The following is a 15,706-nucleotide window of genomic DNA, read 5'->3' on the forward strand; positions in this document are numbered from 1 at the left end:
AGCCTCACTTCGTTGCGCTACTCATCCCTCGCGCGCTGAAGGCGCGGCACGAGGCCGCGCCGTCAGACAAACCGCGTCCGACGAGCCTGCGCTCACGTCCGTTCGCGCAGACGCCAGCGCGCGCCGAGATGATTCGCAAACTGAGCGCGAACCGCGTGACTCGAAATCCGCCTTGCGACCTCACTACCGCATCAGTTCGCCGCCGTTGACGTTCAGCGTCTCGCCCGTGACAAACCCGGCGTCCCGGAGATACGCCGCGGCGTCGGCGATGTCCCGCGGTTGGCCGAATCGCTCGACCGGAATCTGGGCCATCTCGGTCTCCTTCTCTTCCTCGGTCCGGTCGGCGGTCATGTCGGTCTCGACGTGGCCCGGCGCGATGGCGTTGACCCGCACCTCGGGCGCGAAGTCTTCGGCGTGGCTCTTCGTGAGACCCAGAATCCCGGCCTTCGAGGCGGCGTAGTGACACTCGACCGGCGCGCCGGTGTGGGCCAAAATTGACGAGACGTTGGTAACGGAGGGCGTCGGCGCGGGGTCGGCGTCGGTCGTCTCGTTGTCTGCCGCATCGCGCTCGGCCGCCTCCCGGAGGTGCGGCAGAGCGGCCTTGGTGACGTTGAACGCGCCGTTGACGTTGGTATCCATCACGCTGTCGAAGTCCTCGGGCGAGAGGTCCTCGGTGTAGACGTGCTGGTCCACGCCCGCGTTGTTGACGACGTGCGAGAGACCACCGAAGGCCTCGACCGTCGCGTCCACGAGGTCCGCGGCGTCGTCGGGGTCGCCCACGTCCGCCCGAACTGCGACGGCCTCACTGTCGGTCTTTTGCTCGATGGACTCGGCGACTGCTCTGGCTTTCTGGGCGCTAGAGACGTAGTTGACCGCCACGTCGTAGCCGTCGCGCGCGAACCGCTCGGCGATAGCCCGGCCGATACCCCGCGAGGATCCGGTGACGAGTGCTGCTGGCATATCGCAACCACGACTCGCGGGGACCTTGGCGTTTATGACTGGCGCCCGTAATTGCCACGCATGAGCGACCGGAGAGCAGACTCCGAGCGGCGGTTCGACTCGCTGGAGGACCCTGAACTCGACGACCTGCTGGACGAACTGGAGCAACTAGAGGAGACCGTCGATGACCCCGAGGAGCGCGAGCAGGTCCGCGAGACGATTCGCATCGCGCGCCGGGTCTCGACGCCGAGCGCGTTCGGTCAGGTCATTCAGGGGTTCGACCGCCACGACGCCGCCGAGGCGCTGGTCGGGAGCGTGGTGTTCGGGATTCCGATGCTGGTCGAGGGCGGCACCATCGAAATCGGGACGTTCATCGCCGCGCATCCGGCCTCGCTACTGGTCACGCTCGCGGGTACCGTCGCGCTGGTAATCGGCCTGCTCTACGTCGCCGAGATTCAGCAGGTCGAGATTCACCGCCCGCTGTTCGGGTTCGTCCCCCGACGACTCGTGGGCGTCGTCGTCGTCTCGTTTGTCACCGCGGCCGTGATGATGACCGTCTGGGGGCGCGTCAACTGGGCGACCCCGTGGCTGGCGCTCTGCCAGACGAGCGTGACCTTCTCCGCGATGGCGCTCGGGGCCGCGCTCGGCGACATCCTGCCGGGGTCCTAACGAATTTTGGAACTGTCGGGAAATCCACCACACCGACACAAAGTATATGTGTATCGTGAGGGTATTGGTACCTGTTCACAGGATTTTCGGTGAGACGTATGATAGAATGTCCACACTGCGGTTCGGACCTGAATCGGGACGCGAAGACCCAGACGCAGCGGAACGGCGAACCGCTCGGCAGTAAATCAACCGGTTCGGAACTCGTCTCCTGTCCGGACTGCGACGAGATGATCGACGGGTTCACGGCACACTGACGCCGCCGGAACCCTTCCTTCCGGAACTCCCGACGACCTCAGAGCGACGCCAGCGCCTCGCGGGCGTTCTCGACGGCGGCCTCCTTCTTCGCGGGGTAGGCTTCCACCTTCGCTCGGAAGGTGATGCCCTCGCCGAGTTCGGCCTCGCCGCGGTAAGCCGACTGCTTGTCGAGGCGGAGGAACAACGAGCAGTTGTCGTCCACGCGCTCGTCGAGTTCGTCCAGCAGGCGCTCGGCGTCGGGGAGTTCGGCTACCTTCGAGAGGATGTGGCGCATCTCGTCGGCGTTCTCGACGCGCGCCGAGAGGACGAGGATGCGGTCGCCGTGGTGGCCCTCGCTCTTCGCGCGCTGGATTTCGAGTTCGTCGGGGAGATAGCTCCGCAGGGCCTGCTCGACGCGCTTGTCGTCCTCGGTCGCGTAGCAGAACGCCCGCAGGTCGATGTAGTGGAACGGAACTTCGGCCATTAGCAGGGGGTAGAACCCCCGAACGGAAAAAGGCGTTTCGTTGCGTTAGACCGTGACGGCGTTTTTCGTAGACACCGACTCGGGCACCGTCACTCGGTAGAGCGTTACCGCACCGTACTGCGTGGTGAGTTTCACCTTCGCTTCCTCGCCCTCTTCGAGACCCTGTCCGTCGTCGTCGAGGAGGTAGGCCGGAATCGTGACCCGGAAGCGGTCCTCGTGTTCGGACAGCACCGGCACGGTGTTGCTTGAGTCCTGAATCGGGCTAATCTCGAACTCGTCGCTCTTCGGGTCGATGACGTAGTTGCCGCCTTCCATCGTGGAGTTGTTCCCGACCAGCGTCGTGGCGGTGTCGGGACCGATCCATTCGAGGGTCGCCGACGAGAGATTGATATCGTCGGACCCCGCCCCGCGCATCACGGTCAGGTTCACGAAGTCAACCCGGTCGTCGTTCGCAACGTTTCCGTACGCGGAGACGACCTGCACGCGGTTCGAGACCTGCGCGCTGGACTCCTGTCCGGTCTGTTCGGATTTGGTCTGGAGGAAGCCTGCAGTGTTGATGAGAACCCCGGCCGCGATGGCGGCGACGAGTACCATAGCGATGAAGACAATGAGCGTCCCGATGCCCACCTGCCCTCTATCCGATAGCTTCTGCCGTAGTAATTTCTTCACGTCCCTCTCTAAATCACGACCGGTAGTTAATACCCCATGTCAGTAGCTCGAAAGAGCTGTCAGTAACAAACAAAATCGGCGGGAGCGTCGTTACGCTTCGTCTTCTTCGTCGTCCGCGTCTTCGTCGGCGGCGGCTTCCAGCGCGTCCTCGGGGATGCCGGTCTCCTGTCCGTCCTCGAAGCTGACGGTGTAGGTGCTGTCGCCAAACATCGTGTCCATGACCTGCGTGACCTGACCCTCTTCGCCGTCGTAGTCGCTGTGCTCGTCGTGCAGAATAACGCGGTCGTCTTCGTCGAAGCTCATGGGTCCTGATAGCCCCGCTGGTGGTAAAAACGACCCGGTTCGGCGTGACGTGGAAGGGAACTCGCGCGGCCGGGTCGCGGCGACGCTCACTTACTGGTGGTCGTTTCGACGCCGACTTCGGCGCCCGTCGCGTCGGCGGCGAACGCCGCGAGGTCGGCCACGACTCGCTCGGCGACGTGGTTGCGCTCGAAGTATTCGTCCATGCCGGGCTTGCCGTCGCCGGGCATGAAAAAGTGGTTGAGTCGGTCGTAGCGCCGGAACGAGACCGCCGGGTCGTCGCCGAGCGCGTCCGTCCAGAGCGGGAGGTCGTCCTCGACGGTTACCTGAAAGTCGCGCTCGCCGAACAGGAGCAGTCGCGGGATTTCGAGGTCGCTCGCGGCGTTCAGTTGGTCGTACTCCCGGAGCGTGCGCCAATACTCGTCGCCGCCGAGATAGACGACTTCGTCGTCGGGAAAGTCGAGCGCGCGTATCTGCTCGACGATGGTGCGCGAGCGGTTCAGTTGCTCGCGCTCGGCGTCGGTGACGGTACCGTCTCGCTCGGCCAGATACTGGTTCTGGTCGAGGATGGCATCGTCCACTGACCGGCCCAGCGGTGCGAGCATGGCGATTCCGCCGAGGTTCCCGTCGCGGGCCGCGATGCGCGGTGCGAACGTCCCGCCGATGCTGTGGCCCGCGACGATTACGTCCTCGTCCGCGACGACCTCGGTTTCCCGGAGCGCGTCCGCGGCCGCGAGCGCGTCGTCGGTCACGGCCCCGTCCATAGTTATCTCCGCGAGATTCACGTCACAGGCCTCTGTCCGCTTTTCGTACCGGAGGACGGCCACACCGCGGGAGGCCAGCCCCCACGCGAGGTCCTTGTAGGGCTTGTTGGGACCGACGGTGCCGTCGCGGTCCTGCGGTCCCTGTCCGTGGACGATGACGACACCGGGCGCTCGCTCGACGCCCTCCGGGACCGTCAGCGTCCCTTCCAGCGCGCAGGCGTCGGTCGCTTGGAGCGACACCGCGCGCTCGGTGAACGACGACTGGTCGGCGTACGCGGGCGGGGACCACTCCCCGGTCACGCGCCGAATCCAGAATCCGGTGACGGCGTCCGTCCCGAACGCGAGGACGACCTCTCGACGGCCGCGCTCGAAGTTGGCGATGGCCGTCGCCGCGTCGTACCCCTCCCGCGTGCCGACTTCCAACGCCGAAAGCGTGCGGAACTCGCCGAGTTGCGATTCTACTCCGGTCCACACCCGTTCGAGTTGGTCCGAGGAAATCTGCTCGGCCGCGGCCGGGGCGAATCGCTCGTGAGCGTCCTCGAACGCCCCGTCCGCCAGAAGCGCGACGAACCGTCTGGCGCGTCGTTTCAGCTCATCGGCGTCCGGAGCGTCGCGCGTGGTCGTCTCGGTTCCGCTCCCGGCCGTGGTCGTCGTGGAGGGTTCGGTCGATGCGGTCGTGTCGGGCGCGTCGTCGGTCCCCTGACAGCCCGCGAGCAGCGCGATTGCGCCGCTGCCGACTGTACTCAGGACCGTTCGTCGGTCGAAGTTTGTCATCGTTTGTGGTTGCTGTTGCGGAGTCGGTCGTCGGTCGTGCGGTGCGTCAGTGTCGGGCGTTGTAAAGTACGCTTTACAGTAAAGCCCTCTTTACACTCGGGCTTAAAACCAGCGATGAAGTGTTCGGGAGAGAATACGTCTGCTCCATCGTCGCCGACGTTCCCTCGCCGACCGAAGGCTTATTCGGACGGCCGGACAACCCTCGGGATATGACTCTGCGCTCGCCCTCCCCTGCGGTTCGACCCGCCCGCTGTCAGTCGATTTCGGCCGCACGACGCCCCGATGACCACCGTTGACGACCTGTGGTATCTCGCCACGCAGGCCGACCAGCGCGCCGAGCAGGCCCACCACTGCCTGACCGACGCCCACGAGGAGTTCCTCAAACGGAGCCACAGCCGTCGGGTCTCGCGCTCGCGCTTTCGCACCCTCGCCGAGCGAATCGCGGAGTTCGGCGCACCCTACGGCGCGCACTCGGTCGTCTACCGGCCCTCCGGCGAACTCCTACTCGTCTGGCACGCGGGCGTGGACATGTGGGTCGTCCCCGGCGGCGAACCCGACCCCGACGAGTCGTTTCGCCGCGCCGCGGAGCGCGAGCTCGCCGAAGAGGCGGGCGTTAACGCTCACTACGACGGACTGGCGATGAACATCCGGGTCGAGATTCGGTGCGACGACTACGAGACGTGGGGCGTCCTTCCGCTCTTCGAGGCCCGCGCCGATGGCGACCAGACGCCCGACCCTGCCGACCCCGACGGCGAAATCACCGACGCCGAGTGGTTCGGCGACCTGCCCGAAAATACCCGCGACCGGGAGGACCTACGAGCGTGGCGGGAGTTCGCGTTAGGGTGAGTTTGGGGAGTTGCCGTCTCACGCGTCGTTCTCGCACAGAGTGCTGACGCTGGGAACTAATTAACAAGTGAGACGCTGGGAGAGAATAGTCGAGAGAAGCTAGCTATTGCCGACGCCAATCATACAGCACTGCAACCGCACAGCACCGCGACCACACGCGACGAAGTCGAAAAGTCAAATCCTCGTGAACCAGAAACTGAACCTCTCCGCGAACGCTCGACGCTACCCGTGGGAGACGCCGTCGCGCGACTCGGCGCGCGCCCGGCGAATCGCGGCCCGCGCGTTGCCAGCGTCGTAGCCGAAAAAGACGTTCTCGGCGTACTCGTCGGCGACTTCGGCGGCGTGGACGAGGTTGTCGATGTCTACGTCCACGGCGTAGAGTTCGACGCTGAACGGAACGTCGAGCGCGTCCCGAAAGCCGCTGGCGATGGTTTCGAGCCAGTAGGTCGTCTCGTAGGCCATGTCGTAGAGTGGGACGATGAACTCATCGACGTACTCCGAGAGCGCGTCGAGGTCCAGACCCGCGCGCTCGTAGAGGTGGCCCGGATACGGGTCGGGATAGAGCGTGAAGTAGGTCTTGCCGGGAATCCGGTCGGCGGCCTCGGCGACGAACTCGGTGATGACGTTCGCGCGCCACTCGAAGCGATCCTCGAAGTCGCTGGCTTCGAACTGCTCGTTACAGCGGTCGCAGTGACAATACTCCGCACGGGGGAACCCAACGTCGTCGAGTCGCACGTCGGGGCTGGTCTCCGCGCAGTCCGAGACGATTTCCAGCACGCCCTCGCGGTAGTCCTCGCGCGTCGGGCAGACGTAGGCCCAGTCGAAGTACGTGCGCTCACGGGTGGCGAGTTCGCCCTCGTCGCTGACGGCCGCGAGGTCCGGGTCGGCCTCGACGGCGGCGTTGTCCCCGAAACACGACACCATGTTCACCGCCTCGGCGAGCGCCTCGGCCGACCGACCGGTCACGTCCTTGACCTCCAAGAATCCGCGGTCGAACTCCGACCAGTCGAGTTCTTCCTCGTTGCGCGTGACGACGCCGTACATACCCGGCGTTAGTCGCCGGACCGGGTAAGTCGTTCGCTCTCGGGTGGGCGAGCGTCGGTCGCCGCGGGACGAACGCTATTTCGGGACGTTACCCGCGATTGCATCCCTGCGGCAGGGTCAAGTCAGTCACGTTGGGTCGGTCCACCGACTCGACCGACCAGTTCGAGGCGTCGCCCCGCATGACGAGCGCTTCGCCGACAGTTCCGTTCTCGACCGTGATGTCCGGTCGCTCGTCGCCCGTTACCGGTGCGAAAGAGCCGTTTCCCGGCGCGCGATGGCCGAGCGTCGCGTTCCCACAGAGGATGGCCGCATCTACGACGATGCGGTCGATGACGACGCCCGAGACGGTGTCGTTTTTTGTCCACTGGCGGTCGATAGTTCGATTCTCCACGCTCGGGTCGAAAAAGCTCCCGCCGGGCACGTCGAGAATGGATTTGTTCCGAATGACGAGTCGCCGTGCGGTGACGTTCTTCATTCGGGCCCGGTCGAGCGCGAACTGGCCCACCGAGACGTTCGACAGCGTGACGTTCTTTTGACTCCCGTTCTCGGTCGTCGCGTTCCGGACGACGACGTTCTCGACGGTCGCGTTCAACACCGTCGAGTTCCGAATCAGCCACGTCCGCACCGTCACATTGTCCAGCGAAACCTTGTACTGGGCGAACGAGTCGTCGGCGTTCGAAATCATGTCGGTGGCGTCTGGAACGCCGCCGCTGGCGTCAGCGACCGACGCGTCGGCGTCGAAAACGCGGTCGTGGGCGTCGAACCCCGAGTCGTCGCCATCGGTGCCGACGCCGACGACCGGTCCCGCTCCGGCCAACAGGACGAGGGCCGCGAGCGCGACGACGGGGAGTGGTCGTGAACTCATTACCGCGGACGTTCTCCAAGGCGGAAAATAAACGAAACCGACCGTTTGGTCCGTTTCGTCGCGTAACGAGGCGTTTCGTGCGGGGTAGCGGTCGCTTATCCGCTCCCGCCCGAGGAGACCGAGGACGCCTACTCCGCCGCGATGTGGGCCGCGAGGTCGTCGCGGACGATGGTCCCGCAGTATTCGCACCGCACGCCGTCGTCCAGCACGTCAAACTTCGTCTCGACGGGTTCGTTCTCGTTGGTGATGCAGTTGTGGTTCGGACACGAGAGGATGCCGACGACACGCTTGGGGCGTTCGAGATACTGCTTCTCGGCGACCTCGTACTCGCGGATGATGTTGATGGTCGCCTCGGGCGCGATGAGCGACAGCACGTCCACCTCGTCTTGGCTCAACTCGCGGTCCTCGACTTTCACGATGTCCTTGTGGCCCATCCGGTCGCTGGGGATGTTCATCCCGACGCTGACCGTCTCGCCGGACTCGCCGTCGATGCCGAGGATGGCGAGGACGTTGAGTGCTTGCCCCGCACGGATGTGGTCGATGACGGTCCCTCGCGGAATCTTGCTGACGCGGAGTTGGTGGTCGCTCATTCGTCTTCCTCCAGTAGTTGGTCGAGGAGAGCCATCCGGACCGGTACGCCGTTGTGCGCCTGCTCGAAGTAGGTCGCGTAGTCGGTGTCGTCCACTTCGGGCGCGATTTCGTCCACGCGCGGCAGGGGGTGCATCACGGTCAGGTCGTCTTTCGCCGCCTCCAGCGTTTCGAGGTCGATGCCGTACTCGCCCGCTATCTCCTGATACTCGTTCTCGTCGGGGAAGCGCTCGCGCTGGATGCGCGTGACGTACAGCACGTCGAGCGACGGCAGGATGTCGTCTAACTCGGTGTGTTCTCGGACCATCGCGCCCTCCTCGTGGAGGTCGTAGCGCACGCTCCGGGGGAGTTTCAGGCTCTCGGGGCTGACGAAGTGCTGGTCGGCGTCGAAGTTCGTCAGCGCGTGGGCCAGCGAGTGGACCGTCCGACCGTACTTCAAGTCGCCCATGATGCCGATAGTCAGATCGTCCAGTCCGGCGTTCTCCCGAATCGTGTAGAGGTCCAGCAGGGTCTGGGTCGGATGGTGGCCCGCGCCGTCGCCCGCGTTGAGCAGGGGCACGTCCACGAACTCGCCGACCATCTTGGCCGCGCCCTGACTCGGGTGACGAAGGACCAGCGCGTCGGCGTACCCCTCGACGACGCGCGCGGTGTCGGCGAGGCTCTCGCCCTTCTTGACCGACGACGAATCGACGGGTCCCATGTCCACCGTGTCGCCGCCGAGGCGCTTGATGGCGGTCTCGAAGCTCATCTTGGTCCGGGTACTCGGCTCGAAAAAGCACAGTCCGAGTATCGCGTCTTCGCGTCGGTCCCCGAACGCGGCCGGGTCGGCGTCGAACTCGGCCGCGCGGTCGAGGATGTCCTCGATGTCCTCTCTGGAGAGTTGTTTTGCAGTTAGTAGCTGGTCGTCCCGCATTGGTAATGTATGGACGCGGCGCGCGCCTTGAATCTCTCGGAACGCCAATCGGCGCGAACACCGCGACACCGGCATCTCGATGCGACGCCGGGGAGTCCTCGGAGGACCGCTTGAAAGGCGACCGGGGTCAAAAGGCTAATTGCGCTCGGCGGTGTCGGTGTCACTAACGGATGCTACAGTGGGTACAGCGGCGAGTTCGGGCGGCCTACGAACGACTTCTCAGACGAGAAATTTCGGGCGCGCCGACCCATGTCGCCGTGATTCAGGACGGAAATCGACGCTACGCGAGCAAGCAGGGCGGCGACGCCCCGGACGGCCACCGCGCGGGCGCTCGGACGACCGAACAAGTGTTACACTGGTGTCAGGAGATGGGTGTCGAGGAGTTGACGCTGTACACCTTCTCGACCGAGAACTTCGAGCGTCCCGACCACGAAAACGAGGCGCTGTTCGACCTCCTCGAAAAGAAACTGCACGAGTTCGGCGACGACGACCGCGTCCACGATGGCGAAGTCTGCATTCGGGTCATCGGCGACCGCGAAGCGCTCCCCGAGCGCGTCCGGGAGGCAATCGATTACGCCGAGCGCCGGACCGAACACTACGACTCGTTTACTCTCAACGTCGCGCTGGCCTACGGCGGCCGGAACGAACTGCTCAATGCGACCCGCGACGTGGCAAGTGCGGTCGAAGACGGCGACCTCGACCCCGAGGACATCGACGTGTCGGCCATCGAAGACCGTATCTACGACTGTCCAGTCCGAGACGTGGACCTCATCATCCGGACCGGCGGCGACGAGCGCACGTCGAACTTCCTGCCGTGGCACGCCAACGGCAACGAGGCCGCGGTGTTCTTCTGTACGCCCTACTGGCCCGAGTTCTCCAAAATCGACTTCCTACGGGGAATCCGGACCTACGAGTCCCGCGAGGAGTCGTGGCGGCGCACGAAGGCCAAGCGCGCACTCACGCTGGTGAAGGCCCTCGGCGGCGTGGAACTCGCAGAGGCCCGCGGCGTCATCGACGGCTTCCGCGAGAGTCTGCCCGAGGAGACGAGCGTCGAGGAACTGGGCGTCGAGGAGTTAGAGATCGAGAGCGAGGGGAAGGCAGCGGAGTGAGTCATCGACCGAAGCGCCGCTGGCGATTCTTGTAGTCCAACAGCGCGCGCAGATACTCGCGCTTCCGGAAGTCCCGCCAGTTCACGTCGGTGAAGTAGAGTTCGGAGTAGACCGACTGCCAAATCATGAAGTCCGAGAGGCGTTCCGCGCCGGTCTTCAGCACCAAGTCCGGGTTCTCGGGGAAGACGAGGTGCTGTTCGACCTCGGACTCGTCGATGCGTTCGGCGGCCAGTTCGCCCTCCTGCACGTCCTCGGCGATTTTCTGAACCGCGCCAGCGAACTCGTGTTTGCCGCCCAAGCCGATGGAGACCTGAATCGGCGCGTCGGCGCGCTGGGTGTCGTCAGGTCCGCGGACCGCCAACCGGCGCGGGACCGACACCCCTTCGAGTTCGCGCCGCAACGTCGGGGCGGCCTCGGGGTCGAGGACGCTAACGTACACGGTCACGCGCTCGGCACCGTAGTCGAACGCCCACTCGAAGAAGGCTTCCAGCGTCGCGTACGCGCCCTGCTCCAGCAGGTCGCGCTCGGTGATGACGACCGCGACGTGGTCGGGCGGGTCAGCGTCGTGTCTGCGGAGGCGGGCGGCGAGATAGCGGTCGTACACTCCCACGCCGCTATACTTTGACGGCCACCGTCCTAAACGTCACGGACCGAGGCTTATGGGTGATTATCGTTTGCGGGTGTTTGTCGAGGTTCGGCAACTGCTGAGACGGGAGAGTGGGTCGCCGGAATACGTTGAGGGAGACCGACGAGTCCCTAGCTACTGCCGACACAAATCATACCGCACAGCCTCGCTCCGCACCGCGGCCGCGAGCCTCACACCTCCCCAACCTCTTCGCTCGCTCCTTGCAGTCGCTCAGTTGTCCACCGTCAGAGGCAGGCTCTGACGAGCCTGCACTCGCTTCGCTCGCGCAGACCTCGCGCGGATTGGCGTGGCGCGCGACTGCGCGCCGCGCCCGCACGCGCCGAATCGAATGGTTCCCCTTTCGCGCCGAGTCGGAAGTTCCATCGAGTGCAACCGGGAGAAAATTCTGTCGCGTCCGAGCCAGCGAAAAATCGGGTCTAAATGATGAAATCAAGCGCGTTCGGGGCGTTCGTCCGACGTTCGTCTGACGATTCGGCGCCGCGCGCGCCCGCCGCTTCGGGAGGATTAAGTGGGCGTCGGCGGAACGGGGGGATAACGTGACCACCAGAGTTCGGCGTGCGGCGGCGTACGCCGTCGTCTCGACGCTGGCGCTCGCCGCCCCGACGTTGGGGTGGGCGACCGCCGCGGCGTTCGGTGCGGTCGCCGTGGGCGCGCTCTCGGTCACCGACGGACCGGTGTTCGAGTGGTTCGCCCGCCCCGCTGACCGACAGGAAGGCCGCCTTCACGGTCTCGCGGCGTTCGGTTTCGCCGCGTCCGGAATCGGACTCCTCTCGGTGTTTGCGAACCTCCCGGACCACGTCTTCGTCGCCAGCGTCCTCGTCGTCGGCTACGGCAACCTCGCCCAGCAGGTAGCGTGGACGTTCGACGCCGAACCGATACTCCGCACCGGCGCGTTCGTCGCGGGCGGCATCGTGGCGGCCGTGGCCGGACAAGCCCTCGCGCTCACCGTCGTCGGCACGCCGGTCACGCCTGCACTCCCGCAAATCGTCTTTCTGGCGTCCAGCGGCGCGCTTCTGGCCGGACTGCTCCGGTCGGTACTGTTCGCCCGCGACGACCCCCTCGTGATGCTGTCGGTCGCGTTCCTGCTGTGGCTGTTCGCCGACCTCGCCGTCGTGGTGACCGTCGAGGGCGTCGCGGTCGCCTTGGCGGTCAGCGCGCTCTTTGGCTACGTCTCGTGGGCGCTCGACGCGGCCTCGATTCCGGGGATGATGACTGGCGCGCTGTTGGCGATGCTCACCATCGTCCTCGGCGGCTACGGCTGGTTCGCGGTCCTCATCGCCTTCTTCGGCATCGGAAGCCTTTCGACCAAGTTCCGCTACGAGGAGAAAGAGGCCCGCGGCGTCGCCGAAGAGAACGAGGGCGCGCGCGGGAGCGGCAACGTCCTCGGGAACGCCGCCGTCGCGCTCGTGGCCGTCCTCGCGTACGCCGCGCGCTCGAAGTTCGGAATCGGCGGCGACGTGTTCCTGTTCGCGTTCGCGGGGTCCATCGCCACCGCGATGAGCGACACCCTCTCCTCGGAAATCGGGGGCGTTTTCGACAATCCGCGACTCATCACCACCTTCGAGCGCGTCGAACCCGGCACCGACGGCGCGGTGACGTGGCAGGGCGAACTCGCTGGCGCGACGGGCGCGACAGTCGTCGCACTCATCACCGCGCTCCTGTTCGGGAGCGTGGACGCGGTCGGCGCGCTGGTCGTCGCGGCGGCGGGCGTCAGCGGCATGACGATAGACAGTCTGCTCGGTGCCACCCTCGAAGGCGACGCGCTCAGCAATCAGGGCGTCAACTTCCTCGCTACTCTGTCAGGCGCGCTCGTCGGCGCGGGTCTCGCGGTGGTCGTCCTGCCGTGATTCGACTCGCGCGTCCGGACGACCGCGCCACCCTGCGAGAGATTCAGCGCCACCTCCGAGAGCCGAATCCGGCCCTGCTGGCCTACGCCGTGGACGGGCCGCCGGTCACTCTCGTCTCGGTGACGCCGGACGGCGACCTCGCGGGCTATCTCGTCGCACTCTACGACGAGGAGGCGAGTTACGTCGCGGAAATCGTCGTCGCGCCCGAGTACCGTCGAGAAGGTCGCGCGCGCCGCCTCCTCGCGGCCGCGTGCGACTCCCTCCGCGAGCGAGACTGCGCCCGACTCCGCCTCTCGGTTCACCCCGAGAACGACGCCGCCAGAACCCTCTACGAGTCGATGGGCTTCGAGGAAATCGGCCGGGAAGACAACTACTACGAGGACGGGAGCGACGCGATTACGATGTGCCGAGAGCTGTGAGGCGGATTTTCGAAAGAACTCGCGGTGGTTCTGACCGCGGGAGTGTGGCCTGATTGAGCGTAGCGAACCGCATCGTAACCGCGGAGGTCCGATTGGCGGGCCGCTGGCCCGCCAGTCAGAACTGCTCGGCGGTCCGCACGCGCACGTCCGCGGGTCGCTTGACGAACTCCCCGCAGTCGCGGGCGACTATCTGTCCGACGCCGCGCTGGGCCGACACGTCGAGCAGGCGCTGGTCTACCGTCCCGTCCAGCACGACCGCGAAAGGCGCTTCGTCGGCTGACTCCACGGCGTCAAAGGCGTCCTCGGCCGTGACCTCCGCGAGCGTCCCGAACGATTGGTCCAGCAGACGGGCGGTCCCGGTCTCGTCGTCTACGACCGCCTCGACGTGTTCGCGGAGCGTCGCCGGTTCCCGCTCGGTTGTCTCGGCGTCCGCGGCCGCGTCGTCGGTTTCGGCGGCAGTCGCCTCGGCGTCCACGTTCTCGCTGTCGGTTTCGGCGTCGGCACTTTCGGCGTCGGCCGACGCCTCGCCAGCGAGCGATTCGGCGTCGTCTATCGTTTCGGCCGCGACCTCCGCCTCGATACCGTCGAAGATGTCCGAACCCGAGCGGTCGTCGGCGTCGGCGCTCGCGCGTTGCGGTTCGGCGTCGGGCGAGGCCGGACCGTCCGGTCCGGTCTCGTTGCTCTCGGGTGCGGGTCGGGCGCTCCCGTCCGTCGCGGCGGGACCGGCCCCGCTGGCCTCGCTGTCGGCCGGGGACGCTTCGGCGTCGGCGGACGATTCGTCGGTCGCGTCGCCGTCGCTCTCCTCGCCGACCATCGACGCGTCGAACGGTCGCTTGCTCCGGAGCGCCGACATGACCTCGTGGCGCGCCAAGTCCTCGACCGATTGGTCCGCGGGCGCGAACGCCACGTAGTCGATGTCACCGACCTGTGCGAGTTCCTTCCGGATGAGGTCGCCGCCCCGGTCGCCGTCGAGGAACGCGGTGACGGTCCGATTCTGCGTCAACTCGGCCACCGCGTCGGGGACGTTGGTACCCTCGACGGCGATGGCGTTCTTGACGCCGTAGCGCAGGAGGTTCAACACGTCAGACCGGCCCTCGACCACGATGATGGCGTCGCTGTCCTCGACTCGCGGTCCCGCGGGCAGGCCCTCGTACTCCGCGATGTCCTCGACGCGGGCGCTCTGGCGGACTTCTTCGAGAATCTCCCGAGAGGTCATCACGTCCTCGTCGAACGAGTCGGTGAGCAGTTCCTTGGCGCGCTCGACCACCTTCCGGCGCTTGGCGGCGCGCACGTCCTCGATGCCTGCGATAGCGACGGTGGCCCGACAAGGACCGACCCGACTGATGGTTTCGAGCGCCGCCGCGAGGATGGAGGTCTCTACCTTGTCGAGACTCGACGCAATGGTGATGGTCCCGAACGACTGTCCGTTCTCGCTGTCGATGTTCACGTCGATGCGACCGAGTTTCGACGACTGCTGGAGGTCCCGGAGGTCCAAGTCGTCGCCGAGCAGGCCTTCGGTCTGCCCGAAGACCGCGCCGACGACGTCACTCCGCTCTACCACCCCGTCGGCCGTGATGTCCGCGTGAATAACGTATTTGGCTGTATCGTCCATGAGTGATGAACTGCCCCGGAGAGGGGCGTGATGGTGATGAGTCCATGAACTGCGCTGCCATGGATGTTTTAAAATCGTACAGCCCAACTGATATACCTGTCGTCAGCGGAACTGTTTCCGAGCGTTCTTTTCCCGAAATTTGATATGTGGGGCGCTCGCTCGGCCGTCACGCTAAACGCTGTTTCCGGCATCGATTCGGCCGAACCGACGATGCGGTCCTCTTGGTTCCCGAACTCTACCGCCCGACGACGCGACGGTGACGTTCCGCTCGACGCTCTCTGGAGTTCCTTTCGGTCGAATAACTGTCCGAACCGAAACGTTCACTCCGCCGGGCCGAGCATCGCCGACGTGAACCGCGTCCTCCGCTATGCTGTCGCGCTTCTCGTTGCGGCCGCCGTGACCGGCGGCGTCGCCTCCGTCACGCAGCGTTCCGCGCATCAGCTACTTCTCCTCACGGGCATCGCACAGGTGTACGCCGTCGGGACCGCCATCGCGCTCCGCTATCCCTACGCTGTCTGGCGGTCCGGCGAGAACTGGGTCAGCGCCGCGTTCGCCGGAGTGACGACGTTCGGTGTGGTGATGCTCCTCGCTGGCATCGGCTCCGAACCGAATCTCGCGGCTGCCGCGCTCGGGTGGAGTCTCGCCGTCTTCGGGTTCGTGGTCGGCATCGTGTTCGAGCGGGAGCGAAACACCGGCCCACAAGAAGCGTAGCCCGCCGGACTACTCTACCAGTTCCGCCAGCGTCTCGGAACCGTGGGCCAGCGACTGCTCGGGGTCGGCTTCGAGGTCTTCGATGCCGACGTGGGCCGCGGCCGCGTCGAGACCTGCGTCGTCCAGCGCGTCCCGAATTTCTCCGGGGTCCGACTCGCCCAGTCCCGCGAACTCGACGCCCTCGAACCGGGTCTCCCCGACGCGGCGGATGAGGTCGGGGACCGAGTCGTCGAGGTCTCGGAGCGTGTAGAGTTGTATCACCGGTCGCATGAC

The 15,706-nt window shown here is 65.8% G+C and carries 19 protein-coding genes; 7 read left to right on the forward strand and 12 right to left on the reverse strand.

The annotated features are described in order from the left end of the window. Nucleotides 1-183: 183 nt before the first annotated feature. Entirely contained in the window at nt 184-960 is a 777-nt protein-coding gene (locus tag EP007_RS03140) for a 3-oxoacyl-ACP reductase family protein (RefSeq protein WP_128476263.1), read from the reverse strand. A gap of 60 nt (nt 961-1,020) precedes the next feature. On the opposite strand from EP007_RS03140, the gene EP007_RS03145 reads away from it, so the two are divergent. Together EP007_RS03145 and EP007_RS17295 are read left to right on the forward strand one after the other, a co-directional pair. Further along, nucleotides 1,021-1,608 (forward strand): DUF2391 family protein, encoded by a 588-nt coding sequence (locus EP007_RS03145; RefSeq protein WP_128476264.1) that lies wholly within the window; start codon nt 1,021-1,023, stop codon nt 1,606-1,608. A gap of 98 nt (nt 1,609-1,706) precedes the next feature. Further along, nucleotides 1,707-1,862: a hypothetical protein gene (locus tag EP007_RS17295; RefSeq protein ID WP_166035418.1), complete on the forward strand. Its 156-nt coding sequence runs from the start codon at nt 1,707-1,709 to the stop codon at nt 1,860-1,862. A gap of 38 nt (nt 1,863-1,900) precedes the next feature. Here EP007_RS17295 and EP007_RS03150 read toward each other — a convergent pair whose 3' ends face one another. From EP007_RS03150 to EP007_RS03165, 4 genes are all read right to left on the reverse strand, one after another. After that, nucleotides 1,901-2,326 carry an RNA-binding protein gene (locus EP007_RS03150; RefSeq protein WP_128476265.1) on the reverse strand — a complete coding sequence of 142 codons (426 nt, stop codon included), beginning with the start codon at nt 2,324-2,326 and terminating at the stop codon, nt 1,901-1,903. 45 nt (nt 2,327-2,371) lie between these two features. Further along, the gene (locus EP007_RS03155; RefSeq protein WP_128476266.1) at nt 2,372-2,995 is read right to left on the reverse strand and encodes an archaellin/type IV pilin N-terminal domain-containing protein; all 624 of its coding nucleotides are present in this window, start codon (nt 2,993-2,995) and stop codon (nt 2,372-2,374) included. Nucleotides 2,996-3,085: 90 nt separating this feature from the next. Continuing rightward, the gene (locus EP007_RS03160) at nt 3,086-3,298 is read right to left on the reverse strand and encodes a DUF1918 domain-containing protein (RefSeq protein WP_128476267.1); all 213 of its coding nucleotides are present in this window, start codon (nt 3,296-3,298) and stop codon (nt 3,086-3,088) included. An 86-nt stretch (nt 3,299-3,384) separates the two neighbouring features. Then, nucleotides 3,385-4,833, reverse strand: a complete 1,449-nt coding sequence (locus EP007_RS03165) for an alpha/beta hydrolase (protein ID WP_128476268.1) — start codon at nt 4,831-4,833, stop codon at nt 3,385-3,387. 282 nt (nt 4,834-5,115) lie between these two features. Here EP007_RS03165 and EP007_RS03170 point away from each other — a divergent pair, with 282 nt between their 5' ends. After that, nucleotides 5,116-5,679, forward strand: a complete 564-nt coding sequence (locus tag EP007_RS03170; RefSeq protein WP_128476269.1) for an NUDIX hydrolase — start codon at nt 5,116-5,118, stop codon at nt 5,677-5,679. Between the two features lie 222 nt (nt 5,680-5,901). On the opposite strand, the gene EP007_RS03175 is transcribed toward EP007_RS03170, so the two are convergent. From EP007_RS03175 to pyrB, 4 genes are all read right to left on the reverse strand, one after another. Further along, a complete protein-coding gene (locus EP007_RS03175; protein ID WP_128476270.1) occupies nt 5,902-6,723 on the reverse strand; it encodes a glycoside hydrolase family 18 protein in 822 nt (273 codons plus the stop codon). 88 nt (nt 6,724-6,811) lie between these two features. After that, the gene (locus EP007_RS03180; protein ID WP_128476271.1) at nt 6,812-7,588 is read right to left on the reverse strand and encodes a hypothetical protein; all 777 of its coding nucleotides are present in this window, start codon (nt 7,586-7,588) and stop codon (nt 6,812-6,814) included. Between the two features lie 128 nt (nt 7,589-7,716). Next, nucleotides 7,717-8,178 carry an aspartate carbamoyltransferase regulatory subunit gene (gene pyrI / locus EP007_RS03185; RefSeq protein ID WP_128476272.1) on the reverse strand — a complete coding sequence of 154 codons (462 nt, stop codon included), beginning with the start codon at nt 8,176-8,178 and terminating at the stop codon, nt 7,717-7,719. After that, on the reverse strand, nt 8,175-9,089 hold the full coding sequence (gene pyrB / locus EP007_RS03190; protein WP_128476273.1) for an aspartate carbamoyltransferase: 915 nt from the start codon (nt 9,087-9,089) through the stop codon (nt 8,175-8,177). The genes pyrI and pyrB overlap by 4 nt, the downstream gene beginning before the upstream one ends. Nucleotides 9,090-9,259: 170 nt before the next feature. Between pyrB and uppS the strand changes: the two genes are divergently transcribed. Further along, complete coding sequence (gene uppS, locus EP007_RS03195; protein WP_128476274.1) at nt 9,260-10,198, forward strand: polyprenyl diphosphate synthase; 939 nt, start codon at nt 9,260-9,262, stop codon at nt 10,196-10,198. Between the two features lies 1 nt (nt 10,199). On the opposite strand, the gene EP007_RS03200 is transcribed toward uppS, so the two are convergent. Next, on the reverse strand, nt 10,200-10,808 hold the full coding sequence (locus EP007_RS03200; protein ID WP_128476275.1) for an undecaprenyl diphosphate synthase family protein: 609 nt from the start codon (nt 10,806-10,808) through the stop codon (nt 10,200-10,202). A gap of 572 nt (nt 10,809-11,380) precedes the next feature. Between EP007_RS03200 and EP007_RS03205 the strand changes: the two genes are divergently transcribed. Both EP007_RS03205 and EP007_RS03210 read left to right on the forward strand, forming a co-directional pair. Then, complete coding sequence (locus EP007_RS03205) at nt 11,381-12,691, forward strand: DUF92 domain-containing protein (protein ID WP_128476276.1); 1,311 nt, start codon at nt 11,381-11,383, stop codon at nt 12,689-12,691. After that, nucleotides 12,688-13,110, forward strand: a complete 423-nt coding sequence (locus EP007_RS03210) for a GNAT family N-acetyltransferase (RefSeq protein ID WP_128476277.1) — start codon at nt 12,688-12,690, stop codon at nt 13,108-13,110. Before EP007_RS03205 ends, EP007_RS03210 begins: the two co-directional genes overlap by 4 nt. A gap of 115 nt (nt 13,111-13,225) precedes the next feature. Here EP007_RS03210 and dnaG read toward each other — a convergent pair whose 3' ends face one another. After that, nucleotides 13,226-14,722, reverse strand: a complete 1,497-nt coding sequence (dnaG, locus tag EP007_RS03215; RefSeq protein WP_128476278.1) for a DNA primase DnaG — start codon at nt 14,720-14,722, stop codon at nt 13,226-13,228. Nucleotides 14,723-14,866: 144 nt separating this feature from the next. Between dnaG and EP007_RS17870 the strand changes: the two genes are divergently transcribed. Further along, nucleotides 14,867-15,433, forward strand: coding sequence for a hypothetical protein (locus EP007_RS17870; RefSeq protein ID WP_243700438.1), 567 nt, complete (start codon nt 14,867-14,869; stop codon nt 15,431-15,433). A 9-nt stretch (nt 15,434-15,442) separates the two neighbouring features. Here the strand turns inward: EP007_RS17870 and EP007_RS03225 are convergent, their stop codons facing one another. Next, entirely contained in the window at nt 15,443-15,703 is a 261-nt protein-coding gene (locus EP007_RS03225) for a hypothetical protein (protein WP_128476279.1), read from the reverse strand. Between the last annotated feature and the right edge of the window lie 3 nt (nt 15,704-15,706).

The organism is Halorussus pelagicus, assembly GCF_004087835.1.
Taxonomy (GTDB): domain Archaea; phylum Halobacteriota; class Halobacteria; order Halobacteriales; family Haladaptataceae; genus Halorussus; species Halorussus pelagicus.